This window comes from Streptomyces sp. NPDC055140, assembly GCF_053607285.1.
In genome coordinates, this window is record NZ_JBSGTG010000009.1 from 73957 (window position 1) to 100333 (window position 26377).

Sequence of the window (26377 nt, forward strand, 5' to 3'; positions counted from 1 at the left end):
GATGCTATTGAGTGTGCGACCAATAAGCAAGCGCGTGGCCGGTCAGGGCGTCACTGGCTCACCACCGGCGCAGCGGCCGCCGCGTTCTGCGTCAACGCCGCTCGACACGTCGGCGTCCGTCGGCGCTGACCGGGCCCGCCGATCTACGGCACGTCATACCGCTTGAGCGCGCGGGCGACGGGCTCACCGGACCGCTCGGCGTACGCAAGGCGCTCGCGGATCTCACGCAGGCCGCGGGGCCGGAACCCCGGGCCGCCGCAGCAGCTCTTGTGGAAACCCACGCCCGCGTGCAGCAGAACCGTGAGCGTCCGCCACGCGGCGGTGTCGCGGCGGCGCGGCGCGGCGAAGGCGGACCCCGCATGGATCATCGGCTCGGCACAGCGCGGACAGATCCGCTCCCTTTCCTGGTCGTAGGCCTGCTTGTACGAGACCCGGCAGGGCAGGCACACGTATGAGGTCTTCCCATGGGGCATGCCGCCACAGTAGGCAACACCGTCCGCGGGTTCGACGGAATTCTTCAGCCCGCGTGTGCGTCCGACATGGCACCGGCCGCGGCGAGATGGTCCAGGGCGGAGTCCGTCAAGGTGCGGATGGCCGGGTGCCAGGGGCGGCCCCGGGGTCCGGTCAGCACGAGGCGCCGTGAGGTCTGGGGGTGCAGTGGCAGGAGGGTCAGGTCAGGCGGGATCAGGGAGCGGGACACCTCCGACAGGACGGTCACGCCGATACCGGCCTGCACCATGCTGATCAGGGTCGCCAGATCCCGTACCCGGTGCGTGGGGGTGAACCGCAGCCCGGCGAGGCGGTGGATGGTCCGGATGCGGTCCTCGCAGCCGTTGGGCGAGATCAGGAACGGATCGTCCTCCAGGTCACGGATGTCGACGACCGGCTCGCCGGCGAGAGGGTGGTCAAGGGGCAGCACGGCTCGGTAGCTGTCCGAGGCGAGCTGGATGCCCGGGCCGGGGGGAGGGTCGATCAGGATGGCGGCATCGGCCGTCCCGTTCTCCAGCCATGCGGTGATCTCGGTGCTGTCCCCCTCGAAGACCCTGACGGTGATGCGGGGCTCGTCCTCGCCCCAGTGCTGCAGCAGCCCGGGGATCAGGCCCTGGCAGACCGTGGGGGTTGCGGCGAGGCGAACCGTGCCCGTCATGGTGGCCGCGTCCGACGCGAGTTGGTCCACGGACCGGGCCGCCGCCACGGCGGCCCGGGCGTGCGGCACGACCTGCTCGCCGAGCGCCGTGGTCCGCACCGGGGCGGCACGGACCAGTAGCGGAGCGGTCAACTCGCGTTCCAGCGAGGCGACGGCGTGCGACACCGCCGACTGGCTCAGGCCGAGATCGGCCGCCGCCGCGCTGAAGCCGCCCGCGTCGACGACGGCGAGGAACGCCCTCAACTGGGAAAGGTTCACGGTCATGCGGGGGCCTCATATACCTATGACACGTATGCGTTGGATCAATGGTGCCAGGTCGGTGAGGCTTGGTCCGTGCCGCCGACTCCGGCGGACACACCCCCTCCCACCTGCTCAGGAGCAGCCATGCCTTTCATCCGCGTCACCGTCACGGACACCGCGCTCCCCGTCGGCGTACAGCGCACCCTCGCCGAGGGCCTGACAGGCCTGGCCGTGTCGGCCCTTCGCAAGTCCGGCGCGAGGACCATCGTGCACGTCGACCTGGTTCCGGCCGAGCGCTACTACGTGGACGGCAGGCCGCTGACCGGTGGCCTCGACGCCCATGTCGAGGCCACCGTCACCGTCGGCACGAACAGTGCCGCGGAGAAGGCCGCGTTCATCGCGGAGGCGGGCGAACTGATGGCCAAGACGCTTGGCCCGCTCGCCCGTTCCGGAGTCGCGCTGCATGAACTGCACCCCGAGAGCTACGGCTACGGCGGTGTGACCCAGTTCGACTTCTACCGTCGGGAGGCCGCCCGGCGGTAGCGGCCCCCGCGGCCCGCTCTCACGTGTCGAACTCGCCGTACCAGGCCCGGTCGAGCAGACACTTGGGCAGGTACGGCGACGAGCCGTCGACCGCGAACTCCGAGTCGAAGGCGAGGCACGCCAGCGCGAGCGGGCCGAGGGCCACCCGGCCGTGCGGCTCCGCCGAGCCGCTCCAGTAACGCTCGTGATGGGCCAGCGCCTCCGTGAGCGCCTTTGCGAAAGCCTCGTGGTCGCCCGTCACGAGGCGGTGGAAGAGCGCGACGGGCTGGTAGTCGACCAGGTTCAGGAAGTCCGCGGGTGTGCGGGTCGCGACGTCGGGGTGGGACGTGTTCATGGTGGCGAGCAGCTTCTGGACCACATCGTCCATCGGGCGCTGCAGCCAGTACGTCTGCAGCGTGTCGATCCAGTGGAAGACGTACTCGTCCATGGGCGTGGCCCGGCGCAGGTCGTCCAGCGGCACGTGGCACAGCTGGGTCGTGCGGTCCCGCTCACGGCAGATGACAGCGAGGTAGAAGGCGTTGAGCCAGGCGCGGCCGTCCGCGTACGGAGCGGGGCCGGTGACCGGAAGCGTCACGACGTCGTGCCCGATCCGGCAGGCGACGCTGCTCTCGCGGGAGGTCGTGGTGGCGAACAATGCCGAGCCGACCTGCATGGCGCCGACCCACGCCTCCCAGGTCTCCAGCGCGCCCCCGTCGGGGTCGGACGCGCAGCGCACGTGGCTCAGGGCGAGCGAGGCCGCGAACGCGTCACCGAAGACCGCGGGCGACTGAGGCAGCCGCGCTGTCAACGCAGATGTCGTCAGGGCGAGTTCATCGGCGTTCTGTGCGCGAGCGGCCGTATCCGGCGCGGCATCGGCGGAGTCCTGGCCGCGCAGGGACCTCATCAGGTCCATCAACTCCTGCGGCGGAACCACGGAGAACGACCGGTTCTCGTGGTCGAAGACCGTGAGCGAGACCAGCCGCCCCTGGTGCCACCAGTACAGCCGCGGTGAGAGTGCGCCCGGCCCGTCCTCGTAGGCACCGATGGCGTAGGAGCCCAGGTCGTTCACGGCGTCCACCACGCTGCCGTCCACGATCGGGTGGAACGCCAGCAGATGCCTCGTCGGCATCACGACGAGCGCCCCGGCCTCCGGCAGCTCCCGGCCGGTCAACTCCCTCACCAGATCGGGGAGTACGAGCACCTTGCTGGAGACGAAGAAAGAGTCGCCGTACACGGAGTGCATCAACGCGCCCTGCGGGCCACGGAATTCGTCGTGCTCGACCGGCTCACGGATCAGGTTCGCGCGGCCCGCGGCCCACAGCTGCTCGGCACCGACACGCGCCACGTCCCGGTCGTCGAGGATCCGTACGGAAGTGGCTGCGTCCAGCGCGAGGGCCGCGAGCAGCCCTTCGGCCACGGGCCGCGCATAGCGGAAGCCGTCGGCGGTTTCGCCCGCGAAGGCGTCGTCGGGCAGCAGCCGCCAGCACGTCCGCTCCAGGAGTTCCGTGGCGCTCTCGCCTCCCTGGGAGGAGTTCTCCAGGCCGGCGAAGTGCTGCTCCACGATCCGCGGCCAGTCGTCCTCGGCGGACTGGCGACACCGCTGCGCGAGGTTCGACAGCGGGCTGAGCCTGCCCTCCAGGCGCACCGCGTCCCCCGTCACGGTCATGTGCGTGCCGTGCCGGGCAAGGAAGTGAGCGGCCGTCAGGCTCCGCAGGCGCTCGGCCTGAGGGACGTTCAGCATCGGCAGGTGTGGATCGGGTGCGTGGTGGAGGTTCACCGCACAGACTCTACGAAGAGGTGCGGGAGCCGGTGACAGGCGGGCCTGTGCGTGCGGTCCTGGCCGGGCTCGTGTAGGCGAACCGGGGCAGGAAGAACTGCGTGACGGGCCCGACGGTCAGGGCGTACAGCATGGTGCCGAGCCCCACGCCGCCGCCGAGCAGCCACCCCACGGCGAGTACGGCGACCTCGATGAACGTGCGGACGACGCGGATGGAACGCCCTGTCAGGGCGGACGCACCGGTCATCAGCCCGTCCCGGGGCCCCGGCCCGAACCGTGCGCCTACGTAGACGGCTACGGACAGCGCGTTGGCGAAAATCCCGGCGAGGAGGAGCCCGACGCGCGCGGGGAGCCCCAGGCCCTCGGGGACGAGCGCGAGGCCGAGGTCGGACGAGAACGCGATGACGACGATGTTGGCGGCGGTCCCGAACGTGGGCCGCTGCCGCAGGGGGACCCACAGCAGCAGGACGGACACACCCACGACCGCGGTAAGTGTGCCGAAGCTCAGCGAAGTGTGCTTCTCCAGCCCTTGGTTGAGGACGCTCCAGGGGCTGAGGCCCAGCGCGGCGCGGACCATGACGGCCATGCTGAATCCGTACAGGGCGAGGCCGATGAACAACTGGGGCAGGCGGCGGAGTGGGCGTTCGCCGAAGCGTACATAGGTGAGTGGGGGAGCGGGGCGGTTGCGCCCGATCCCTTTGTCGTCCGGGGCCGCCTGCTCGGAGCGGGCCGTCGTGTCCGTGTCCTGCCGCATATGTGCCTGCCTCCAGCGTGGGGGTCGTGGGCCTTCAAAGCCATTGCGGCAACTCTGTAGAGTGATTGGCCCGGATGACATGGCCAATCTCGGGAGAATGGTTTGACCGACGCGAACGCCTTTCTGCCGGTGGACAGGGTGGGCCGCGCGGACCGGACCCTGGGCAGCCGTCAGCTCGCCGCGATGCTGCCCGACACCGCCGGCACGAGACCCGCCTACCGCCACCTCGCGCAGGCGATCAGCACGCTCATCCTGGACGGACGCATCGCCCTGCACGTCAGACTCCCCGCCGAGCGCGAACTGGCCGCCGCCCTCGACACCAGCAGAACCACCGTCACCGCCGTGTACGACCTGCTGCGCGAGAGCGGCTACGCGCACAGCCGGCAGGGATCGGGCACGTGGACCGCCCTGCCCGAAGGCCGCACCCCCAGTGGCATCACCCGCCTCCTCGGCCCCCAGGACACCGCGATCGACCTTGCCAGAGCCTCCCCCGGGCTCCCGCAGCAGGCACTCGTCGATGCCCTCGTGCACATCACCCCGCAACTCGCCGAGCAGGCACACACCCCTGGCTACCACCCCTACGGCCTCCCCGACCTGCGCGCCGCCATCGCCGAGCGCTACACCCGACGGGGCCTCGCCACCCTGCCCGAACAGATCCTGGTGACGTCGGGCGCACAGCACGCGCTGACCCTCGTCCTGGGGCTGCTGAGCAGCCCCGGGGACCGGGTCATGGTCGAGAACCCGTCCTACCCGAACGCCCTTGAGGCGCTGCGTCGAGCCCGGCTGCGTACCGTGTCCGTCCCCGTGACCGACACCGGCTGGGACATCGAGATCACCGAATCGACGCTCCGCCAGGTCGTGCCCCAACTGGCCTACCTGATCCCCGACTTCCACAACCCGACCGGCTGTCTCATGCCCGAACACGAGCGGGCGCACGTCCTGCGCGCGGCGGAGCGCTCCGGTACCTGGCTGGTCATCGACGAGACGCTGGCCGACCTCGCGCTCGACGTCCCCCCGCCGCCTCCCTTCGCCTCCCACGCCGCGAAGGGTGGCACCGGCCAGGTCATCAGCATCGGCTCGATGAGCAAGACCCATTGGGGCGGCCTGCGCATCGGCTGGCTGCGCGCGCCCGCACGGCTCGTCACCGAACTCGCGGGCCAGCGCGTGGCCACCGACATGGGCGGATCGGTCGTCGACCAGCTCCTGGCCCTCGCCCTCCTGGACCGGGCCGACGGGCTTCTGTCGCCCCGACTTGAGCAACTACGGTTGCAGCGCGCCGCGTTGGCCGCCGCACTGACCGAGCGCATGCCGCACTGGACCTGGCAACTGCCGCCCGGAGGCCTGTCGTTGTGGGTCGACCTGGGTGAACCGGTGGCCTCCGCGCTGTCCGAACGAGCCCTCGACAACGGCGTCCGGATCGAGAGCGGCGCCTGCTTCGCCACCGACCCCGGCATCTTCGAGCAGCGGATGCGCATCCCGTACACGACCCCGGCGGACACCCTGCGCGAAGCCGTCCACCGCATGGCGACCGCGCTCGCGGCCGGCCTTCCGTCGGCGTCCACCGCGCGACGGCCGCACTGGGTCGCCTGAGCCACAGAGGATGAAGGAGATCGCTGGATGGCGTGCGGAGGTGAGCGTCCCGGGACAGGTCCGCTCTTTCGCCTCGCTTGGCGCGGGTCCCACTACCCCGGCCGGCCCGCCGAGGACCTGTGGATCGCCCTCGGCGTGGATGGGAACGGCGGCTGGTGGTTCGACGCGTACTTCCTCGGGCGCCTGCCACTGGGCCAAGGCGCGCCGCGGGCCGCCGAGTTCGCCCGGTGGCTCCTGGTGGCGCCGCCGACGGGCCCGTACGAGCGGGAGTTCACGCTGAACGGCTGTGAACCGCAGGCCGGATCCGCGCGGATCGCCGCCGGAACGCGGCTGACCGTCGAGTTCCTCCTGGGCCGCGAGGAACCCGACGGGCCCGAATATCTCCAGATGCTGCCGTCGGGCGAGACGGCCGTGCGGCACATCGGCTTCGAGGTGGGCGCACCGCTGGAGTGCGAACCGCTGCCGCGCGCCGCCCTCGAGGTGGCGGCCGCCGGACTTCTCGACGCCGCCACCGACCAGGAGTCCCGGATGCGCGAGCGGCGCGGTCCTGTCAGACGAGCGCGCGATCGAGGTCCGCGCCGAGCTGGTGGTACGCCGCGGTGACCGTCTGGGCCAGGAGGACGGCGATGGTCATGGGGCCCACCCCTCCGGGGACGGGAGTGATCAGGCGGGCCCGCTCGGCCGCGGTGTCGAAGTCGACGTCGCCGACGTTGCCCGCGTTGTAGCCCGCGTCGACGACGACAGCGCCGGGCTTGATGTCCTCGCCGCGGATGAGCCGGGGCCGGCCCACGGCAGCCACCACGATGTCCGCCTCCCTCACGTACGCGCTCAGGTCGGCCGTGCGGGAGTGGCAGTACGTCACTGTGGCGTCCCGGGCGAGCAGAAGCATCCCGGCCGGCTTGCCGAGGATCGCGCTCCGGCCCACGACGACGGCATGCCGCCCCGCGACATCGACGTCGTACTCGTCGAGGAGCCGCATGATTCCGCCTGGTGTGCAGGAGACGAACCCGGGCAGCCCGAAGGCCATCGCGCCGAACGAGGTCATGGTGACGCCGTCGACGTCCTTCTCCGGTGCGATGGCCTCGAACGCCGCGCGTTCGTCGATGTGCGGGCCCACGGGGTGCTGGAGCAGGATTCCGTGCACCGACGCGTCCTGCGACAGCTCGCGGAGGGTGGCGACCAGCTCCGCGGTCGTCGTCTCGGCGGGGAGCTGGACGCGCCGCGACTCGATACCGGCCTTGGCGCAGCGGGCCTGCTTCATACGGACGTACGTGACGGAGGCGGGATCCTCGCCCACCAGTACGGTCGCGAGGCAGGGCGCCGAGCCCGTGCGCCTCACCAGCTCCGCCGCTCTGCCCGCGGACTCCTCGACGAGGCGCCGGGCGGTGCCGGTGCCGTCCATGAGGTGGGCTGTCTGTGTCGGGGACATGGTCGCCTCCCAGGCGTCATTGACCATTCGCCCAGGCGCACGGCATACATCGACCCTTTGGTCAGGCCGCTCCCCGGTGGTTCTCCACCCCAGCGCCAGTCACGGCCTGTCCGCCACTGTAACGGTTTCGGTCAGCCGTGCGAGAGCCGTGGCCTCCTCACTGCCCTCCTCGGCGCTGAAGACGTGCACGACCAGGCCCGTCTCGCCGGGCGCGGCCGGTACGTGCAGCGTCTCGAAGTCCAGGGTGAGCAGCCCGGCCACCGGGTGCCTCAGGCGCTTGCGCCCCGCCGCGCACATCACGACCTCGCCGCTGTCCCAGATACGCCTGAACTCCGTGCTGCACGCGGTGAGTTCGGCGATGAGGCCGGCCAGTTCCGTGTCGTCGGAGTAGCGCCCCGACCAGACCCGGAGCTGGCCCACGGCCTCCGCCGCCCGGTCCTCCCACTCCGGGTGGACGACGCGCGAAGCGGGGTCGAGGAACAGATACCGCGCGTTGTTCCGGTCGCGGCGGGCCGGCGCGGCCAGGCCGCCGATCAGCTCGGCGCCGAGGGCGTTCCACGCCACCACGTCCAGGCGATGGTTCGTGGCGAAGGCCGCGAAGCCGGCCATGGAGTCGAGGAGCCGCCGCAGCATCGGGCTGACCCTGGCCTCGGGCGCGGGGCCCTGCCGGGCACCTGCCAGGGTCGCGAGATGCCCGCGCTCGGCCGTGTCGAGGCCGAGCGCCCCGGCGAGCGCGTCGACGACCTCGGCGGACGGCTGGGTGGCGCGGCCCTGTTCCAGGCGCACGTAGTAGTCCACGCTGATCCCGGCGAGCTGTGCCAGTTCCTCGCGGCGCAGTCCGCGTACCCGTCGGCGACGGCCGCCGGAGAGCCCGACGTGCTCCGGTGTGACGCGCGCGCGGCGGGCGCGGAGAAAGTCACCGAGGCCATGCTGCGCGCCGCCGGTGGTGAGGGTGGTGCCCGTGTCTGTCTCCCCGATGTGGTTCACGCCGTCCATGGGCCCAAGTATGCGTGGCCCTCGCAGTACCAGGATGAGCGTTCCGCCGTTGACCAGGGTGCTGGCTGCCCGGACGCGCCTGGGGGAACGTGGTGGCATGAACGACACGACGTCTCGGCAGCCCAAGAAGATCCTCGTGGTCAGCGCCCACCCGGAACCCCGTTCGCTCAACTCCGCGTTGACCGACTTCGCGGTCGAGCACCTGCGCACGGCAGGACACGAGGTGAAGGTGTCCGACCTCTACGCGATGAAGTGGAAGGCGACCGTGGACGCCGACGACTTCCCCGGGGACACCGGAGCGGGCCGGCTGCATGTGATGGCCGACTCCGAGCGGGCGACGCTCTCGGGCGGTCTGTCGCCCGACATCGCGGCGGAGCAGGAGAAGGTGCGCTGGTCGGACGCGGTGGTCCTGCAGTTCCCGATGTGGTGGTTCTCGGCGCCGGCGATCCTCAAGGGCTGGATCGACCGGGTCTTCACGAGCGGCTTCGCGTACGGTCCTGCGGTCCCGCCGCCGTACGGCGAAAGCTCCCTGCCGGGGAGGCGGGCGCTCGTGTCGGTGACCGTCGGCGCGCGCGAGTCGGCGTTCTCCGATCGAGGCATCCACGGAAGCCTCGAGGACGTCCTGCACCCCATCCAGCACGGCCTGTTCTGGTTCACCGGCATGAACCCGCTGGAGCCGTTCGCGGTGTACAGCTCGAACGAGCTTCCCGACGACCGCTTCGTCACGGCACGGACGGAGTACGCCCGACGGCTCGACACGCTCTTCACGGCCACGCCGGTCCCCTTCCGGTCGCTCACGGGCGGGGACTACGGCCACGACATGCGGCTCCTGCCAGGGGTGGAGACGCCGGGCACGAGCGGACTCGACCTGCACGTTCGCGACCGGGTCTGAGGGCCATCTCGTCCAGCCGCCCTCCCCCTATTTGAACGCGTTCAAATATCTGCGTTAAGGTGGTGCCGACACGATGAGGGGGCTCCATGAAGATCGTGATACCCGGCGGCACCGGGCAGGTAGGGACGATCCTGAAGCGTGAACTGGCCGAAGCGGGACACGAAGTCGTGGTCCTCACGCGGCGGCCGGTGCGCGACGGGGAAACGCGCTGGGACGGCGAGACCCTGGGCCCTTGGGCCGAGGCCGTCGACGGCAGCGACGTCGTGATCAACCTTGCCGGACGCAGCGTCAGTTGCCGCTACACCCCGGCCAACCTCCGGGCCATGATGGACTCGCGCGTGCGGTCCGCCGAGGTCGTCGGCGAGGCCATCGCCGCCGCCGCGCGGCCTCCGAGGGTATGGCTGCAGATGAGTACGGCGACCGTCTACGCCCACAGCTTCGCCGCACCGAACGACGAGGCGACCGGCGTGCTCGGCGGCGACGAGGCCGGCGTCCCGGGTTACTGGGGCTACAGCGTCGAGATCGCCAAGGCGTGGGAGCGGGCGCAGGAGCAGGCGGACACCCCGCGCACCCGCAGGGTCGCCCTGCGCTCCGCGATGGTCATGAGTCCCGATCGCGGCGGCGTCTTCGACATCCTCCTGCGCCTGGCCAGGCTCGGCCTCGGCGGTCCGGTCGCGGGCGGCGGACAGTACGTGTCCTGGATCTACGACCGTGACTTCGCCCGAGCGGTCCGGTTCCTGATCGAGCGCGACGACCTGGACGGGCCCGTGAACCTCGCCGCCCCGGAGCCGCTGCCGCAGCGTGACTTCATGCGTGCGCTTCGTACGGCATGGGGTGTTCCGGTGGGACTGCCCGCGACGAAGTGGATGGCCGAGCTCGGTGCGTTCGCGCTCCGCTCGGACACCGAACTCCTTCTGAAGAGCCGCCGCGTCGTCCCGGGCAGGCTGCTCGACGCAGGCTTCTCCTTCGACCACGCCGCGTGGCCCGATGCCGCCGCCAACCTCGCGCGACGTGTACGCGGGGGACGTGACGTCACGCGGGACATGGCGGACGGGCTGGTGTGAGGCGGGGGCGTCTCCGTCGGGCGACCTGCGTCGTCACCAGGGGAGCGGGCCCTCCGCGGCGACGTACGTGCCGGTCGGGCCGTCGGGGCCCAGCCGGGCCATGCGCACGATGATCTCGGCGCCCTCCTCGACGGTCTGGATGCCGGTGTGGGCGTTGAGGTCCGTCGCGGTGTAGCCGGGCTCGACCGCGTTGATCCGCATGCCGGGGAACGCCTTCGCGTACTGCACGGTGATCATGTTCACCGCCGTCTTCGATGCCGGGTAGGCGACTCCGGGGTACGCGTGGGTCGGCGTACCCGCGTCGGTGACCCGGGCCAGCGAGGCCAGGCCGCTGCTCAGGTTGACCACGACCGGCGCGTCGGACTTCTGCAGCAGGGGCAGGAACGCGTGGGTGACACGCACGACGCCGAAGACGTTCGTCTCGAAGGTCGACCGCATCTCGTCGGCGGTCACGTCCGCGGCGCCGATCACGCCGCCGTCCGGGGTCCGGCCCTCGATGCCGGCGTTGTTGATCAGTACGTCAAGGCCGCCGTCGGCCTCGATCGCCTTCACGGCGGCTGCGACGGACGCGTCGTCCGTGACGTCGAGCTGGACCCGGCGTGCGCCGATCTGCTCGGCGGCTCGGCGTCCACGCTCGGGGTCGCGGCTGCCCACGTAGACGGTGTGGCCTGCGGCGACTAGCCGACGGGCGGTCTCGAAGCCGAGACCCTTGTTCGCTCCGGTGATGAGTGTCTTCGTCATGAGACCAGCGTGCGGTGGAGCGGCGCCGTCAGCCAGGCGTCCCGTCTTCCTGGGACCGGCAGTACCAGGCGGGTGCCGGGCGCGGCTCCAGGTGTGCTCCCGAGCGTCGTCCCGAGACTCGTCCCGTCGAGTGTCACCTCGACCTCAGCTTTAGGGTGAGGGTTCGGTGATCTTGTGGGGTACGCATCGTGCAGGGCGCGGCGCGTGTCACCGGCCGCCGAACGTCCTCCGGTAGGCCTCGGGCGGCAGGCCGGTGACGCGGGTGAAGTGTCGCCGTAGCGTGGCGGAGGTCCCCATGCCGGTCCGTGCCGCGATCCGCTCGACGGTGTCGTCGCTCGACTCCAGCAGCTCCTGTGCCTCCCGCACGCGCTGGCTCAGCAGCCACCTCAAGGGTGCCGTCCCGGTGACGGCATGGAAGTGCCGCACCAGGTTGCGGCTGCTCATGCCCGCCTGCCGGGCCATGTCCTCGACGGTGAGCGGCTGGTCGATCCGCGCCAGCACCCAGGGGAGCAGATCGGCGAGCGGATGGTCGCGGCCGTGCGTCACCGGCGCCGGGATGAACTGCGCCTGACCGCCGTCCCGATGGGGCGGCGTCACGAGGTGCCGCGCGAGGGCGTTGGCCACCGTCGCCCCGTGGTCCGTGCGGACGATGTGCAGGCACAGGTCCATCCCGGCGGCCTTCCCCGCGGACGTGAGGACGCTGCCCTCGTCGGTGAACAGCACCTCGGCGTCGACCCTGACGCGCGGGTACCGTTCCGCGAGCCTTGCCGTGTGCGCCCAGTGAGTGGTGGCGCGGCGTCCGTCGAGGAGTCCGGCCGCGGCCAGGACGAAGGCGCCGGTGCACAGCGAGGCGATCCGGGCGCCCGCCGCGTGGGCGGTGCGGAGGGCGTCGAGCAGCTCCTGCGGAGGCTCCTGCTCGACGTCACGCCACGCCGGGACGATCACCGTCCGCGCATCGGCGACGGCCTCGAGTCCGTGGGTGGTGTCGGCCCGCAGCCAGTCGCCGACGCGGGACCCGGCGGGTCCGCAGGTGGTGAACGAGTACCAGGGCGCGGCCAGGTCGGAGTGGTCGGAGCCGAAGACTTCGAACGCCCCCGCGGCCTCGAAGAGCATCGTGCCCTCGGGGAGTGCCATCGCCACGGAATGCGCCACGGAATGCGCAGGGGGGTGTGCAACGGGATGCATGTCCGAAACTGTACGCCCCTCGTCATTCCTGCCACTGGATGGGCGGGCTCGGCGCCAGGATCATTGCCGTCGAACCGCACACCACCGCCCCTCGGACACTGGAGCCAACGATGAGCAACACCCTCTCGGGACCCGCCGCGCACACCACGGCCGGGTCGCTCGCCGGCCGGCCGGTCGTCGTCTTCGGCGCCTACGGACACACCGGCCGCTTCGTCGTGGCGGAGCTCCTGAGACGGGGCGCGACGCCGGTGCTCGTCGGACGGGACGCGGGCAGACTCGACGCGGCGCGCGACCTCGCTCCCGGCGCGCCCGTGCGTCAGGCGTTCCCCGACGACGCGGCCTCCCTCGACCGAGCCCTCGAAGGTGCGGCGGCGGTCATCAACTGCGCCGGACCGTTCCTCGACACGGCCCACCCCCTCGTGGACGCGGCGCTCCGCGCGGGCATTCCCTACCTGGACGTCGGTGCCGAACAGGCCGTCACCGCCGCCTTGTTCGACACGTACGGAGACCGCGCCAAGGAGGCGGGCATCGCAGTAGTTCCGTCCCTGGCGTTCTACGGCGGGCTGGGTGACCTCCTCGCCACCGCGGCCCTCGGCGACTGGCCGGACGCGGACGAGATCACCCTCGCGTACGGCCTCGACAGCTGGCACCCGACGCAGGGCACCCGCCGTACCGGCGAGAGCAACGCCGGGCGCCATCTCACCTACACCGCAGGCAAGTTGATCCCCTTCTCCTACGCGCAGGAAGTCTCCCCGTGGAACTTCCCGGAGCCGCTCGGAGAGCAGGACACCGTCGTGTTCGCGACGGCCGACCAGGTCACGCTCCCGCGTCACGTACGCACGCCCGAGGTGCGTGCGGTGATGAACCTCGCGCCGCTGCGCGACATCCGCGCGGAGGACACCCCCGAACCCGTACCCGCCGACGCCCACGGCCGTTCCGCGCAGTCCTTCCTCGTGGAGGCCGTCGTGACCCGCGGTCACGAGACGCGCCGCGCGGTGGCAGGGGGCCGTGACATCTACGCCGTCACGGCGCCGCTCGTCGTCGAGGCCCTCGCGCGCCTTCTCCGAGGTGACCGGGCGGTGACGGGCGTGGTCGCGGTCGGCGAAGCGTTCGACGCCGAGAATTTCCTGCGCGCACTCACCCCCGAGCACCTGACGCGCCTCGAGCTGCCGACCGGGGCCAGCTGAGCCCGGTGTCTCAAGGGCGAGGCGATCCTGCCGTCGTTCGCGGCCACCGGGCGCGATCCGCAGCAACACGGGGACACCGCCGAGCAGTACGGCGCACGACGCCCGAGCGCCGAACACCTCAGCTTCGGCCACGGAGTCCACCGCTGCCTGGGCGCACCCCTGGCCCGTATGGAAGCCGCGGTCGCCCTCCCGGCGCTCTTCGACCGCTTCCCCGACATGGAACTCGCCCTGCCCGCAGAGTTGTTGGCACCGGCAGGCGGCTTCATCGTGGGAGGCCTGAAGGCGATACCCATGAGGCTGACGAAGGGCTGACCCAGGACCGGGCACGCGCGGCGGCCGGAGCTCCACAGGCTCAGCCGGCCACCACGCGTACCGGGACCGAAGACCAGCCGCGCAGCGTGTTGTGCACGAACGGGGTATCCCGACCGGCGGGTTCCAGGTGTTCGATGCGGCGGACCAGTGCGGTGAGGAGGACCTCCGTCTCGAGCCGCGAGATCGGCTGGCCCACGCATTGGTGGATCCCCATCCCGAACGCCAGATGGCCACTTGCCGCCCGCGTGACCCGGAACGCGTCGGCATCAGGCCCCCATTGCCGCGGGTCGCGGTTGGCCGCGCCGACGAACAGCAGGAGCTTCTCCCCGGCCGGTACCGGGACCCCGCCCGGCCGGGCGTCGCGCGCGGCCGTCCTGTAGAAGGACTGGAAGGGCGATTCGTGGCGGAACGACTCGTCCACGGCGAACCGGATGTTCCCCGGATCCTCGCGCAGCAGGGCCCACTGCGCGGGGGCGTGGGCCAGGGCGCGCAGCAGGTTGCCGATGGCGATCACCGTGGTGTCCAGACCGGCCGACAGCATCGCCCGCACCAGGAGCGTCGCCTGCTCGTCGCTCAGACGGCCCGCCTCGGCATGCTCCCAGATACGCGCGCCGAGTCCGTCCTCGGACAGGGAATCGCGGGCACAGTTGCGCATCACCCACGCGTGGGTCCCCTCACCGGCGGCGAAGTAGCCGCGGTGGAGTTCGTTGTCAGGGCCGAATGCGCTGAAGTTCATCGCGCCGTGCGCCAGGAGGTTCTCGCTGCGACCGGCCCGCGGGATGCCGACGGCGTCACCGAAGACCCGTAGCGGGAAGACCTCGGCCACATCGGTGACAGCGTCGAAGCGGCCGCGGGCGACGACCGCGTCGGCCAAATCCTGTGCGAACGCCTCGAATCCGGCACGCAGGGCCCGTACCGAGCGGGGCGAGATGACGTCCGCCATCGCGTCGCGCATCACGGTGTGGTCCGGCGGGTCGGTCTCCAGGATGCCGGGGGTACGCCAGGCCTTCTCGCGCCGCAGATCGCGGGGGCCGACGCCGGCGCCGGACAGGAACAGCGCGTGGTCGGCCAGGATCTCCCGGCAGACCTCGTGGCGCGTGAAGGCGTGGACCCCGTGGCGAGCGAGCCACACCGCGGGACCGGCTTCCCGCATCCTCGCGAACAGGGGATGCGGGTCGACCAAGTGCTCGCGGGCGTAAGGGTCTTCGTCGAAGACGGGGATTCGCGGGGCCTGGGCGTGCGTCGTCATGGCCTGTCCTCTCACTGAGCTGAGCTGGGCTGATCCGGGCCGGGCCGAGTTGAGCCGGGCCCGGGCCGGGCCGGTCGCCCATTCGGGCCGTGCGTCGGAATCCGCACGGTAGAGACGGCGCCACGCCGCGTGATACCGCTGTTCTCACTCAGTGAGAACGGCGCTGGCCGGGCGGGGTGGCACGGACCGAACCTCTGGACAGGGGCAGGTTGGCCCGTGGGTCCCGGTGGTCGGCGCGGACAGGAGGAAGCCATGGGGGAGACCTCGTCGTTCGAGCGCGGGCTCGCCGTGCTCCGCGACCTCGCGGTCACCGGCGAGACCACCGTCGCCGCGACCTCAGCACGCGTCGGCCTGCCGGTGAGCACCACCTACCGCTACTTCCGGGTCCTGCGGGAGCAGGGCTACACCGAGGAGGACGACGGCGTGTACCGGGCGGGACCCGCCCTGGCCGGGCTGTGGGGCACCAGTTCCGTGCAGGCACACCTCATAGAGACCGGCACCGCCGTCCTGCGCCGGATCGTCGAGTGCGTGGGGGAGACCGCCGTACTGATCATCCGGGTCGGAACCCAGGCGCTGTGCCTGCGGCGCGTGGAGCCGGACAAAGCCCTCAAGTACACGTTCGGAATCAACGAGCTGTTGCCGTTGTACGCCGGTGCGGGGCAGCGCGTGCTGCTGGCCTGGGCGCCCTCGGCCGTCGTGCGCCAGGTGCTCGGCGGCCCCCTCGCCCGGTACACCGATGCGACGCCGGCCCGCGAGCAGCTCGACGCCGTACTGCCGGCTGTGCGCCGTAACGGCTGGGCCGTCTCCCGCGGCGAACTCCATCCCGGCTCGCTCTCCGTGGCCGTGCCGGTCTTCCACCGCGGCGAGGCCGTCTGCTCGCTCGACGTGGCCGGCCCGGCCGCGCGCTGCGACACCCGGGAGTGGATCACTTCCGCCCACGAGACGCTGTTGACGTCGGCCGCCGAACTCGGCGACTCGCTGCACACGTGGGCACCCACGGCCCCGACCGCACCAGCACCCCCTCCCGACTCAACCGACCGACGACGACCGGACGAGGTAACCCATGACAGCTGAACTGCCGCTCCCCGAACCGCTCGTGCGCGAGGGCTCTCCCACCGTTGCCGCATCAGACCCCTTCGTGCTCGACGGCAGCCGTGTGACCCTGCGCGACCTGGTCGACGTAGCCCGGCACGGCCGCCCGCTCCGCGTCACCGCCGAAGCCCTGAAGCACACCCGGCCGTCCGCCGAATGGCTCGGCGGCGTGCTCGACGCGATGGAGCGCGGCGAGCCGGTCGAGCCCGTCTACAGCGTCAACACCGGCTTCGGATCCCTCGCGGGGCGCGAGGCGTTCACCGATCCGCGCGACGCCGCCGAACTGTCACGCCGCCTGGTGATCTCGAACGCCTCCGGTGTCGGCACGACCGTGGACGCCGAAGTCGTCCGCGCCACCATGCTGATCCGGATCGTCAGCCTCCTCCAGGGGCACTCGGCCGTCGGCGTGGCCGTCATCGAGACGCTCGTCGACATGCTCAACCGCGGTGTCCTGCCCGCCGTCCCGGAATACGGCTCGCTGGGCGCGTCCGGCGATCTGATCCCGCTGGCCCACATCGCCCTCGTGCTGTGCCGCCCGGCCGACGCCGAGGACGACGAGCGTGACTCCGGCGAGGCCGTACTCGACGGGCGCGTGGTCAGTGGCAAGGAGGCGATGGCCGCCGCGGGCGTCCCGCGCATCCCGCTCGGGGCCAAGGACGGTCTCGCCCTGCTGAACGGCACCTCGTTCTCCTGCGCCCAGAGCGCGCTCGCCGTGCACGACGCCGCCAATCTGCTGGAACACGCGCACATCACGGCCGCCATGTCGACCGAGGCACTCAACGGGTTCGGGGACGCCTTCATCGCCGACCTTCATCAGGCGCGCGGCCAGGCCGGCCAGATCGCCGTTGCCGCCCGCATGCGTGAACTGCTCGCGGGCAGCGCCTTCGTGGACGGTGACCGGGACCGCGACCCCGGTCGCCAGCCTCCGCAGGACGCGTACTCGCTGCGCTGCGTGCCCCAGGTCCACGGCGCCGTCCTCGACACCCTCGGCTTCGTCACCGGCATCATCGAGAACGAGATCAACGCCGCAACCGACAACCCGCTGATCTTCCCGGGACTCCCGGCGACGCGCCGCCTCAAGGCGGTCTCCGGCGGCAACTTCCATGCCGAATACGTCGCCTTCGCCGCCGACTTCGTGTCGATCGTGGTGACCGAGGTCGGCAGCATCGCCGAACGCCGCCTCTTCCGCCTCGACGACGGCACCCTCAACCGTGGGCTGCCCGACATGCTCGTCCCCAGCCGCACCATCGGCCTGGACTGCGGATACATGCTCCCGCAGTACCTCGCCGCCGCCCTCGTCTCCGACTGCAAGACCCTCGCGCACCCCGACAGCGTGGACTCCATCCCGACCAGCGCGAACCAGGAGGACCACGTGAGCATGGCCAACAACGCGGGCCGCCATGCCCGCACCGTCGTACGCAACATCGAGAACGTCATCGGGATCGAACTGCTCATGGCCGCCCAGGCGCTCGACCTTCGGCTCGAAGCGGCCGGCGCGGACCCCTCCGCCCTCAGCCCCGCCACCCGGACCGCCTGGGAGACCGTACGCGCGGCCAGGTCCGCCGACGGCCGGCCCGTGGACCGCACCGACCGTGACGTCGTGCTGTACCCGCGGGTGCGCCGGGCCGTCGAGCTGGTCCATGACGGCGACGTGCTCACGGCGGTCAACGCCCGTCTGGCACAGAAGGGTCCGGCGCAGGAGCGTCCGGCACCGGAGGGAACGGCATGACGCGGGACTTCTTCGACGTACGCGTCACCGATGTCCGCCCTGCGGCCGAGCGGGTCATCTCTCTGCGCCTGGCGCGCGACGACCGGGGAGACCTGCCTCCCTGGGAGCCCGGCGCACACATAGAAGTGGCCACGGACGATGGCACGGTCCGGCACTACTCGCTCTGCTCCGACCCCGCCGACACCAGGTCGTGGCGGATCGCCGTCCTGCGCGAGAAGACCGGAAGGGGCGGCTCCGAACGTCTGCACACCATGGCCCGCCCCGGGCTGCGTCTGGCGGTCCGCGGCCCGCACCAGACCTTCCCCTACGGGCCGGGCCGACGGCGGACCCTCTTCGTGGCGGGCGGCATCGGCATCACACCCGTCCTGCCGATGCTGGCCGCTGCCGAACGCGCGGGCGCCGACTGGCGGCTCGCCTACCTCGGCGCCGCCGAGTCGTCGATGGCGTTCCTGTCCGAACTCCTCCCCTACGGGGACCGGGTGGAGGCCCTGCCCGCCGCCCGCACGGGACCCGTCGACCTCGACGCACTCGTCAACCGGCTCACCGAAGGCGGGCCCGCAGACCTGATCGCCTGCGGGCCACCGCGCCTCCTCGACGCCCTGGAGCGCTTCACCGCCGAGCGGCCGAAGCTGACACTGACGAGTGAACGCTTCAGCCCGCGGGCGCCGGTCGCGGCCTCAACCTCCGGGGAGGGAGCGGCATTCGAGGTCGAGACACGCGACGGGCGCCTCGTCACGGTCGCTCCGGACGAGTCCATCCTCGACGCCCTCGACCGCGTAGGCGTACGCACCTTGAGCAGTTGCCGCCAGGGAACCTGCGGTACCTGCGAGACGCCGGTTCTGGCCGGTACGCCCGAACACCGCGACGACCTGCTCACCGACCAGGAACACGCCGAGAACCGGACGATGCTGCTGTGCGTGTCGCGTAGCGCGGGACCGAGGCTCACGCTCGACGTGTGACGGAGCCGGTTCGCGGCGACGGGGGCCGACAGGAAGCTGCGCAGGGCGGGCCGTCGCCGCTCGGATGTGTGTCCTGGGAAAGATCCCCCGCCAATGGCGTGGCCAGGAGCGGACGCGGTCGTTGGGCAGCGCATGAACGACCCGCGCAAAAGCGTTCCTGCGCCCCGACCGCGTCACGCTGCCCCGCTGGGCACGGGCGGGGCCGCCTCGCCGACGCCCATCTACGACGCGCTCGTGCACCAATGGCGCGCCCTGCAGCGGGAGGTCCCGCGCCCGCCCACCGCACGGCAGGGCTGGGTGCGCGTCGACCCGCAGGACCTGTTCCACCGTGGTTGAGCCAGTCCCACAAGAGGCATTGCACAAGAGCTCTTGTGTAAGTATTGTCGTCCGTATGGCTCCTCCGATCACCGATTCCCGGGTGCTGGCCGCCATGGCCCACCCTGTGCGCCGCCGCCTGCTCGATCTGCTGAAACTCGACGGCCCTTCCACCGCCAGCGCGCTGTCGCAGGCGACGGGCGAAGCCGTCGGCAATGTGAGTCACCACCTGAAGGCGCTGGCCGCGGCGGGGCTGATCGAGGAGGCCCCCGAACTCGCCCGCGACCGCCGCGAGCGGTGGTGGCGGAGGACCACGCCGAAACTCCTGTGGTCCTCCGTCGACTTCGCCGACGACGCGGCGGGGGAGGCCGTCGCGAACGCCGCCGAGTCTCTCAACCTCGAACGGCAGATCGACCAGGTGCGCCGCTGGGCCGATCAGCCCCAGTCCGAACAGCAGCGCTGGCCGCTCGGCCCCTTCGTCGCCGAGGTGTGGCTGCGGATGACCGATGCCGAACTCGCCCAGTTCAAGGACGAGATCGTGGAAGTCATGGACAGATGGGCCGACCGGAAACTTCCCGACGACGGCCAGAAGCGGGAAACCGTCTTCACCTTCGCCCGTGGGGTGCCGGGTCACCCGTAGTCCGCATCCGCACCCGCATCCGCGAACAGCGCACATGGCATGTACGACCCCTACGGCACACAGATACGTCACACGCAGTCAGTCACGCACACGAAAGCAGGAGACATGTCTGTTTGGTTCATCACCGGCGCCTCGCGCGGTCTGGGTGCGGAGATCGTGCGGGAGGCGCTGGTGCGAGGGCACGAGGTCGTCGCCACCGCACGCGACGCCGAAGCTGTGCGCCGCGCGTTCCCGGACGCGTCCGACGCCCTGCTCGCCGTCGACCTGGACGTCACTGTGGAGGCGACGATACGGGTCGCGGTCGATGCCGCACTCGCGCGCTTCGGCCGCATCGACGTCCTGGTCAACAACGCGGGGCGCGGCCTCCTCGGGGCGGTGGAAGAGGTCTCGGACGAGGCCGTACGTGCCGCGTTCGACATCAACGTCTTCGGGGTGCTCAGCACGCTGCGGGCCGTACTGCCCACGCTCCGGGCCCAGCGGTCGGGCCACGTGATCAACATCGGCTCGGTCGGTGGTTTCGCCACCGCTCCCGGCGTCGGCCTGTACGGCGCGACGAAGTTCGCCGTCGAAGGCATCACCGAGGCGCTGCACGGCGAACTCGCCCCCCTGGGCGTCCACGTCACGGTCGTCGAACCCGGCGGCTTCCGCACCGACTTCCTCGACGCGTCGAGCCTCTACACCGAACCCCGCATGATGGACGACTACGCGCCCACGGCAGGCGCCACCCGTAAGGCCCTCGCGGACGTCAATCACCGCCAGCCCGGAGACCCCGCCAAGGCGGCAGCCGCCGTCGTCGGCCTCGCCGAGACCCCCGAACCCCCGCTCCGCCTCCTGCTCGGCGCTGACGCCGTGGTCCGGGTCGAGGCCAAACTCGACCTCGTCGCCCGCGAGCTCGACCGGCACCGCGCCCTGGCCATGTCCACGGACCTGGCGCCGTCGGACCGTCCGGCATGACGTAGGGGCAGACCCGTCGACCACCGGACCCCGAGCTCACGGACCCCGAGCTCTCCGGACTCGACGCAGTCCAGCCGGGCCCGAGCTGTCCCGCCGGATCGTGACATCTCCGCGCACCAGGGCCCCGCTCCGCTCCGCCAGGTCGGCCGAAGCCCTTCACGCCTCCGATGATCTGCTTGAAGTTGCTCGAAAGTCCCATTGACCGAGCAATTTCAAGCAGATAGCTTTCCTTCGTCCTCAGATCGTCAGTTCCTCGCGTCAGTTCCCCTGGTCACTTCCCGGAGCTGCGCGGGCGGACAGGGCGGTGGGCCGGCGGAACCACCGGCCGCGCCCGCCCTCGTGCAAGGAGAGTCCCGTTGCCGGCGCGCTACCACCTGCGATTCCAGCTGCCTCCCCGCAAGGACCCGGCCGAGGCGGTCGCGCACGCCACCGCCCTGGCCCGGGCCTGCCAGGAGGCCGGGGTCGACGAAGTCGTTCTCCTGCTCGCCGCCGAGGAGGTGTTCGACGGCTATCTCGACGGTGAGGCCGAAGACCGCTGGTACGAGACCACCGCCACCGTCAGCGACATCCTGCGCGACGCCGGACTCGACGTCAGCCTCAACCCCTGGGTGACGACCGGCCACGCGGACCGCGGCCGCAAGGACGCCCACGGCTTCCTGCCGATGGTCTCGCCCACCGGCAGGACCGCCGCCGCGCAGGCATCGTTCATCTGCCCCAGCTGGCGCGAATGGCTGTACGCCCACTACGGACGCTTCGCCGGACTCGGCTTCCGCGTGCTGTGGCTGGAGGACGACTTCCGCTTCCACAACCACGCCCCGCTGGACTGGGGCGGCGGCTTCGAGACCCCCGTCCTGGACCGGCTGGCCGACCTCGTCGGCCGTCCCGTGACCCGCGACGAGGTCGTGCGGGCGATCACCGAACCCGGCCCGCCGCACCCGTGGCGCGCCCTCCTCCAGCAGGTCTGGCGCACCGTCCAGACGGAGATCGCCGAGCGGCTGAGCGAGGTCGTCGAGGAGCGTTCGTCGGGGCGGTCCCGGCTCGGGCTGATGAGCTCGCTGCCCGACGTCCACTCCGTCGAGGGCCGCGACTGGCCGGCGCTGTTCCAGGCCCTGGCCGTACAGGGCCGGGCCACGCACCGCCCGCACTTCGCCCCGTACAGCGACAGCGCCCCGCGCTCTCTCAGCGGTCAGATGTGGCTCCTGGAGTCCCAGCGCGCGCTGCGGCCCGCCTGGGTCGAGTCCGAGCCGGAGATCGAGAACTGGCCGCACACCACCTGGTCGAAGTCGCACGTGCAGACCTGGTCCGAGATGACCACGGCCCAACTGTCCGGCGCGGACGCGCTGTTCCTCAACGTGCACCCCATGCAGGCCGGCCGCCCCGACCGCTTCCCCGGCACCGCTCAGCTGTTGCGCCGCTCACGCCCGGCCCTCGACTGGATCGCGGGACGCCACACCAAGGAGGCCCGGACGCTCGGGGTCGGGCTGCCGTACCGGCAGGACGCCGCGGCCCATGTCCGCACCCGGACCGGCACTCTGGACGAGCTGCGCACCGGCCCGCGCGGGGCAGCCGACTTCCTGCTGCGCTACGGCATCCCGGTGACCGCCTCAAAGGCTCCGGTGCAGGCTGTCTTCGGCGCGCTGGCCTGGGCGTTCGACGACGACGAGATCCGGGAGATGCTGACGGGCGGACTGCTGCTCGACGGAGTCGCGGCCGACGTGCTGGCCCGGCGCGGATTCGGCGATCTCCTCGGTGTCCAGGTCGCCGAGGTCGTCGACCGAGAGGACGCGCAGGCGGCGGACCCCTTCAGCTTCGAACAGATCACCCACCACCCCGACCCCGGCATCGTCGGCACGCTGCTGAGCGTCAACACGCAGCCCGCGCTGGCCCGCCTGCGCCCGCACCCGGAAGCCGTCGTGTGGACGCACATCCTCACACCGGGGGAGGACGCGTGGGGCGCCGGAAGCTGCGGATACGTCAACGAGCTCGGCGGGCGCGTCGCCGTACTCGCCGCCACAGACCCCGCCGACCTGCCCCGTGACGACTTCGGGCAGCGCGTCATCCACGCCGTCATCCGGTTCCTGGAGGGACAGACCCCGACACTGCCGCTGGTCAGCGGCGGACCGCACCTGATCCCGCATCTGTCGCACCAGGACGGGGTGACACGACTCGCCATGGCCAACGGCAGCTTCGACCCCGCCCTGCCCCACGTGGACATCCCCACACCGCCCGACGCGGTGTCGTCGATCCGCCTCGACCCGCTGAAATCCCCGGAACCGGCGAGCGTGCTCCGCGGAGAGGAAGGCATCACGTCCGAGACGGAACTGCCGCATCGCGCTTGGCTGATGCTGGCCTGGTGAGCAACCGGGCCGGACGTCGTGTGACGGGGGGCCGCGTGACTGGGGGCCGCCCGGCCCGCGGCGCCGAAAGCCACTTGATCCGCGCTCCTGAGGCGCAGAGGGTGCAGGCATGACGACGGAGCTTCGCCTGGAGGCGATCACCCAGGCCAATTTCGAGACCGCGACAGCCCTCGAGGTCCGGCCGGACCAGCAACACTTGGTCGCCCCCGTGGTGAAGTCCCTCGCCGAGGCCTACGTGCATCCCGGAGTGGCCTGGCCCCGGCTGATCGTGGACGGCGGCCGGGCCGTCGGCTTCCTCATGGCCTTCTTCGACATCGACTTCGCCGGGGACGGGACGGGCAACGACATACGTTCCGGACTCTGGCGCCTGAACATCGCTGCCCATGAACAGGGGCGGGGGTACGGCCGCTTCGCGGTCGAGTCCGTCGCGGACGAGATCCGGCGCCGCGGCGGAACCTGTCTCACGGTCACGTGGCACCCCGGCGCGAGTGGCCCGGAAGGGTTCTACCTGGGGCTCGGTTTCCGGCCGACGGGCGAGACGAGCGGGGACCAGACGGTCGGGGAGCTGGACCTGGCTCAGGAACCCGCGCCCGGACGGTCCCGGACGGCGTAACTCAGGGCGCCGGGCGGGTGTCCAGTGCGTACGGTCGGCGATGGGCGCCCTGACCGGACGGCGCACCCGGGCGGCCTCGCGGTCCACTTCGCACGTACTGCGAGGCCGCCCATCACCACATCGGGGCGAGGGAGGGGCACTTGTCAACAGGCCCCGGACAGCAGGGACTTCGGCGATCCCGGCAGGGCTCGTACGCGCTCCGGCCGGGGGCCGTCCACGGAGGGTCGGGCGCGGTCCAGGAAGTCTGCGATCAGAGGGGCGATCTGCGGCAGGTGGTCCTCCAGGGCGAAGTGGCCCGTCTCGAAGAGGTGCAGCTCCGCGTCCGGGATGTCGCGGAGATAGGCGCGGGCCCCCGGCTCGGGGAAGAAGGGGTCGTTGACGCCCCAGGTGATCAGCGTCGGCGGCCGGTTCTCGCGCAGCCACTCCTGCCAGGCCGGATAGGCGGCGACGTTGCTCTTGTAGTCGTAGGCCAGGGCGAGTTGGGCCTGCTTGCGGCCGGGCAGGTCCAGGAAGTGCTGGTCCAGCAGCCAGCCCTCGGGGGCGACCAGGGAGGGATCTGAGGTGCCGCCCTCGTACTGGGAGCGGGTGGCCTCTGCGGTGAACAGGCCCATGATGGTCTGTTCGGCCCCGGGAGTGTCCGGGGTGAGTGCGGTGAAGTCACGCGCCGCGTCCGACAGGCCTTCGGCGTAGGCGTTGCCGTTCTGCACGATCAGACCGGTGATCCGCTCCGGGTGACGCAGCGCGAGACGGAACCCGACGGGCGCGCCGAAGTCGAAGAGGTACAGGGCGAACCGGGTCAGGCCCAGGCGTTCGACGAAGCCTTCGGTGACGGCCGCGAGCCGGTCGAAGCTGTACTCGAACCCATCGGGCGCCGACGTGTGACCGAAGCCGGGGTGGTCGGGCGCGATGAGGCGGTAGTGCGCGCCCAGGGCGTCGATCAGGCGCCGGAACTGGTGTGAGGCGGACGGAAAGCCGTGCAGCAGGAGCAGCACGGGGGCGTCGGCGCGCTCCGGAAGGGATTCCCGGTAGAAGACCTCGACACCGTCGACGTCGATGCGCCGGTGGGCAGTTCGGGCGGGAAGGGCGACGCGAGGTGTGGTCCGGGACTCCATGTCACATGCCTCCGATGCGAGAAGATGCATTAGTTATAGCGACATCTCTTCTAACGCGTCAATGGCGGGATATAGCATTAGGCGCATGAGTGACGGTGAACCGCTGACCGGCGAACCCCTGGCCCTGGACCTCGTCAACACCCGACCCACGGGGCCTGACGGCCGCCCCGCCGACCTGATCGACACGCCGCGACGGCTGGCCGTGTGGCTGGACCTCGAAGCGGACCGACTCCCCGGGGACTTCGGCCGTACCGCCCCGAGCCCGGACGACCTCGCCGCCGTCCACGCCGTCCGCGCCCACATCGAGGCCACCCTCCGCGCGGTGACCGACGGAAACGCACCGCCCGCCTCGGCCCTGCGCGCGCTGACCGAGACGCAGCGCCTCGCACCTGCCGTCCGCGAACTGGCGTGGGACGGCGCCGCCGTGACAGCAGCCCCCCGCCGGACCGGACCGCTGGGCGTCCGCCTCGCCGCCCACCTGGCGGAATCCGCCGCCGACCTCCTCACCGACCCCGGGCTCGGCAAGGTCAGGCAGTGCGAGGCCGAGGACTGCGTGCTGCTGTTCCTGCCGGCCCACCCCCGCCGCCGCTGGTGCTCGGCCGCCCGCTGCGGCAACCGCGCCCGCGTGGCTCGCTACTACCAGCGCCACAAGTCGAGCACCATGAACGGCTAGGCGGAGGTGGGGAGTTGAGGGCGGGCCCTTGGTGGCCGCACGTGTCCGTCCGTTCGCGAGGCGTGCTTCCGATCAAGTCCGGAGTCTGTGAAACTTGAACAGTCACGCTCGTCGTGGCAGCACCCCGCCGTCCCATCCCCGTGACGGCGGGGTGCTACGCCGTCACGTCGCGCGGAGCGAGTTCACAGACCGAGATCGGTGAGGCCCGGGTGGTCGTCGGGGCGGCGGCCGAGCGGCCAGCGATACTTGCGCTCGGACTCCTCGATCGGCAGGTCGTTGATGCTCGCGTGGCGGGTGCGCATCAGGCCGTCGTCGTCGAACTCCCAGTTCTCGTTGCCGTATGAACGAAACCAGTGGCCGGAGTCGTCATGCCATTCGTAGGCGAAGCGGACCGCGATGCGGTGGCCGTCGAAAGCCCACAGTTCCTTGACGAGGCGGTAGTCCAGCTCCCGGTTCCACTTGCGCGACAGGAACTCCACGATCGCTTCCCGGCCGGTGATGAACTCGGCGCGATTGCGCCAGCGTGAGCCCTCGCTGTAGGCCAGGGCGACCTTCTGTGGGGAGCGGCTGTTCCAGCCGTCCTCGGCGAGGCGCACCTTCTCGATCGCGGTCTCGCGGGTGAACGGAGGGAGGGGAGGACGTGTGGACATGGCTGCCTGCCTTCGAATGGTCAACTGGGGCCGTTCTACAGGAGAACGTAGGCTTCCGGCGCGTGGGCCACCAGGACAAGTTCGCGTAGGACACGTTCGAGCAGGACAAGATCGAGCAAGGCACGTCGGACGAAGAGCAACTGGGTGCGCAACGCGCGCGTCGCCGCCGAGGCGGCACGGCACCCGGTGTTCAGTCTG

The 26377-nt window shown here is 71.3% G+C and carries 27 protein-coding genes and 1 riboswitch; of the genes, 16 read left to right on the forward strand and 11 right to left on the reverse strand.

From position 1 onward, the window contains the following. Positions 1–143: 143 nt before the first annotated feature. Both ACWFR4_RS18990 and ACWFR4_RS18995 read right to left on the reverse strand, forming a co-directional pair. Positions 144–473 (reverse strand): deoxyxylulose-5-phosphate synthase, encoded by a 330-nt coding sequence (locus tag ACWFR4_RS18990; protein WP_453653428.1) that lies wholly within the window; start codon positions 471–473, stop codon positions 144–146. 44 nt (positions 474–517) lie between these two features. Then, positions 518–1411: a LysR family transcriptional regulator gene (locus ACWFR4_RS18995; RefSeq protein ID WP_453653430.1), complete on the reverse strand. Its 894-nt coding sequence runs from the start codon at positions 1409–1411 to the stop codon at positions 518–520. A gap of 120 nt (positions 1412–1531) precedes the next feature. Between ACWFR4_RS18995 and ACWFR4_RS19000 the strand changes: the two genes are divergently transcribed. Then, positions 1532–1930, forward strand: coding sequence for a tautomerase family protein (locus ACWFR4_RS19000; RefSeq protein ID WP_453653432.1), 399 nt, complete (start codon positions 1532–1534; stop codon positions 1928–1930). Positions 1931–1949: 19 nt separating this feature from the next. Here the strand turns inward: ACWFR4_RS19000 and ACWFR4_RS19005 are convergent, their stop codons facing one another. Continuing rightward, a complete protein-coding gene (locus tag ACWFR4_RS19005; RefSeq protein WP_453653434.1) occupies positions 1950–3686 on the reverse strand; it encodes an immunity 49 family protein in 1737 nt (578 codons plus the stop codon). 10 nt (positions 3687–3696) lie between these two features. Beyond that, positions 3697–4440 (reverse strand): membrane protein YczE, encoded by a 744-nt coding sequence (yczE, locus tag ACWFR4_RS19010; protein WP_453653436.1) that lies wholly within the window; start codon positions 4438–4440, stop codon positions 3697–3699. 102 nt (positions 4441–4542) lie between these two features. Between yczE and yczR the strand changes: the two genes are divergently transcribed. Both yczR and ACWFR4_RS19020 read left to right on the forward strand, forming a co-directional pair. Next, positions 4543–6030, forward strand: a complete 1488-nt coding sequence (gene yczR / locus ACWFR4_RS19015) for a MocR-like transcription factor YczR (RefSeq protein ID WP_453653438.1) — start codon at positions 4543–4545, stop codon at positions 6028–6030. A gap of 27 nt (positions 6031–6057) precedes the next feature. After that, positions 6058–6633 (forward strand): hypothetical protein, encoded by a 576-nt coding sequence (locus ACWFR4_RS19020; RefSeq protein WP_453653440.1) that lies wholly within the window; start codon positions 6058–6060, stop codon positions 6631–6633. Here the strand turns inward: ACWFR4_RS19020 and ACWFR4_RS19025 are convergent. After that, positions 6581–7459, reverse strand: a complete 879-nt coding sequence (locus ACWFR4_RS19025; protein ID WP_453469552.1) for a bifunctional 5,10-methylenetetrahydrofolate dehydrogenase/5,10-methenyltetrahydrofolate cyclohydrolase — start codon at positions 7457–7459, stop codon at positions 6581–6583. The genes ACWFR4_RS19020 and ACWFR4_RS19025 overlap by 53 nt on opposite strands. A 22-nt stretch (positions 7460–7481) precedes the next feature. After that, positions 7482–7572, reverse strand: a riboswitch (ZMP/ZTP riboswitch). Continuing rightward, positions 7559–8455, reverse strand: coding sequence for a helix-turn-helix domain-containing protein (locus tag ACWFR4_RS19030; RefSeq protein ID WP_453653442.1), 897 nt, complete (start codon positions 8453–8455; stop codon positions 7559–7561). Its footprint overlaps the riboswitch before it by 14 nt. 97 nt (positions 8456–8552) lie before the next feature. Between ACWFR4_RS19030 and ACWFR4_RS19035 the strand changes: the two genes are divergently transcribed. Together ACWFR4_RS19035 and ACWFR4_RS19040 are read left to right on the forward strand one after the other, a co-directional pair. Further along, positions 8553–9347 (forward strand): NAD(P)H-dependent oxidoreductase, encoded by a 795-nt coding sequence (locus tag ACWFR4_RS19035; RefSeq protein WP_453653444.1) that lies wholly within the window; start codon positions 8553–8555, stop codon positions 9345–9347. Between the two features lie 86 nt (positions 9348–9433). Further along, complete coding sequence (locus ACWFR4_RS19040; RefSeq protein WP_453653446.1) at positions 9434–10411, forward strand: TIGR01777 family oxidoreductase; 978 nt, start codon at positions 9434–9436, stop codon at positions 10409–10411. A gap of 33 nt (positions 10412–10444) precedes the next feature. Here the strand turns inward: ACWFR4_RS19040 and ACWFR4_RS19045 are convergent, their stop codons facing one another. After that, positions 10445–11152 (reverse strand): SDR family oxidoreductase, encoded by a 708-nt coding sequence (locus tag ACWFR4_RS19045; protein WP_453653447.1) that lies wholly within the window; start codon positions 11150–11152, stop codon positions 10445–10447. 207 nt (positions 11153–11359) lie between these two features. Beyond that, positions 11360–12286, reverse strand: coding sequence for a helix-turn-helix domain-containing protein (locus tag ACWFR4_RS19050; protein ID WP_453468454.1), 927 nt, complete (start codon positions 12284–12286; stop codon positions 11360–11362). Positions 12287–12447: 161 nt separating this feature from the next. On the opposite strand from ACWFR4_RS19050, the gene ACWFR4_RS19055 reads away from it, so the two are divergent. Next, positions 12448–13524 carry a saccharopine dehydrogenase family protein gene (locus ACWFR4_RS19055; RefSeq protein ID WP_453653449.1) on the forward strand — a complete coding sequence of 359 codons (1077 nt, stop codon included), beginning with the start codon at positions 12448–12450 and terminating at the stop codon, positions 13522–13524. Between the two features lie 27 nt (positions 13525–13551). After that, positions 13552–13836, forward strand: a complete 285-nt coding sequence (locus tag ACWFR4_RS19060) for a cytochrome P450 (protein WP_453653735.1) — start codon at positions 13552–13554, stop codon at positions 13834–13836. Between the two features lie 40 nt (positions 13837–13876). Here ACWFR4_RS19060 and ACWFR4_RS19065 read toward each other — a convergent pair whose 3' ends face one another. After that, entirely contained in the window at positions 13877–15085 is a 1209-nt protein-coding gene (locus tag ACWFR4_RS19065; RefSeq protein WP_453653451.1) for a cytochrome P450, read from the reverse strand. 252 nt (positions 15086–15337) lie between these two features. On the opposite strand from ACWFR4_RS19065, the gene ACWFR4_RS19070 reads away from it, so the two are divergent. The 8 genes from ACWFR4_RS19070 (at position 15338) to ACWFR4_RS19105 (ending at position 23744) form a co-directional block, all read left to right on the forward strand. Next, entirely contained in the window at positions 15338–16159 is an 822-nt protein-coding gene (locus ACWFR4_RS19070; RefSeq protein WP_453653453.1) for an IclR family transcriptional regulator, read from the forward strand. Next, a complete protein-coding gene (locus tag ACWFR4_RS19075) occupies positions 16149–17906 on the forward strand; it encodes an HAL/PAL/TAL family ammonia-lyase (RefSeq protein ID WP_453653455.1) in 1758 nt (585 codons plus the stop codon). Before ACWFR4_RS19070 ends, ACWFR4_RS19075 begins: the two co-directional genes overlap by 11 nt. Beyond that, a complete protein-coding gene (locus ACWFR4_RS19080; RefSeq protein WP_453653457.1) occupies positions 17903–18865 on the forward strand; it encodes a PDR/VanB family oxidoreductase in 963 nt (320 codons plus the stop codon). Before ACWFR4_RS19075 ends, ACWFR4_RS19080 begins: the two co-directional genes overlap by 4 nt. A gap of 93 nt (positions 18866–18958) precedes the next feature. Continuing rightward, positions 18959–19201: a hypothetical protein gene (locus ACWFR4_RS19085; RefSeq protein WP_453468447.1), complete on the forward strand. Its 243-nt coding sequence runs from the start codon at positions 18959–18961 to the stop codon at positions 19199–19201. A gap of 55 nt (positions 19202–19256) precedes the next feature. Beyond that, positions 19257–19820 carry a winged helix-turn-helix domain-containing protein gene (locus ACWFR4_RS19090; protein WP_453653459.1) on the forward strand — a complete coding sequence of 188 codons (564 nt, stop codon included), beginning with the start codon at positions 19257–19259 and terminating at the stop codon, positions 19818–19820. A gap of 105 nt (positions 19821–19925) precedes the next feature. Beyond that, on the forward strand, positions 19926–20774 hold the full coding sequence (locus ACWFR4_RS19095) for an oxidoreductase (protein ID WP_453653461.1): 849 nt from the start codon (positions 19926–19928) through the stop codon (positions 20772–20774). A 356-nt stretch (positions 20775–21130) separates the two neighbouring features. Next, positions 21131–23131, forward strand: coding sequence for a hypothetical protein (locus tag ACWFR4_RS19100; protein WP_453469432.1), 2001 nt, complete (start codon positions 21131–21133; stop codon positions 23129–23131). Positions 23132–23240: 109 nt separating this feature from the next. Further along, a complete protein-coding gene (locus ACWFR4_RS19105; RefSeq protein WP_453653463.1) occupies positions 23241–23744 on the forward strand; it encodes a GNAT family N-acetyltransferase in 504 nt (167 codons plus the stop codon). Positions 23745–23887: 143 nt separating this feature from the next. Here ACWFR4_RS19105 and ACWFR4_RS19110 read toward each other — a convergent pair whose 3' ends face one another. Beyond that, complete coding sequence (locus ACWFR4_RS19110) at positions 23888–24856, reverse strand: alpha/beta fold hydrolase (RefSeq protein ID WP_453469538.1); 969 nt, start codon at positions 24854–24856, stop codon at positions 23888–23890. A gap of 85 nt (positions 24857–24941) precedes the next feature. On the opposite strand from ACWFR4_RS19110, the gene ACWFR4_RS19115 reads away from it, so the two are divergent. Beyond that, positions 24942–25529, forward strand: a complete 588-nt coding sequence (locus tag ACWFR4_RS19115) for a CGNR zinc finger domain-containing protein (RefSeq protein ID WP_453469539.1) — start codon at positions 24942–24944, stop codon at positions 25527–25529. A gap of 182 nt (positions 25530–25711) precedes the next feature. Here ACWFR4_RS19115 and ACWFR4_RS19120 read toward each other — a convergent pair whose 3' ends face one another. After that, a complete protein-coding gene (locus ACWFR4_RS19120) occupies positions 25712–26179 on the reverse strand; it encodes a nuclear transport factor 2 family protein (protein WP_453468851.1) in 468 nt (155 codons plus the stop codon). Positions 26180–26377 lie beyond the last annotated feature (198 nt).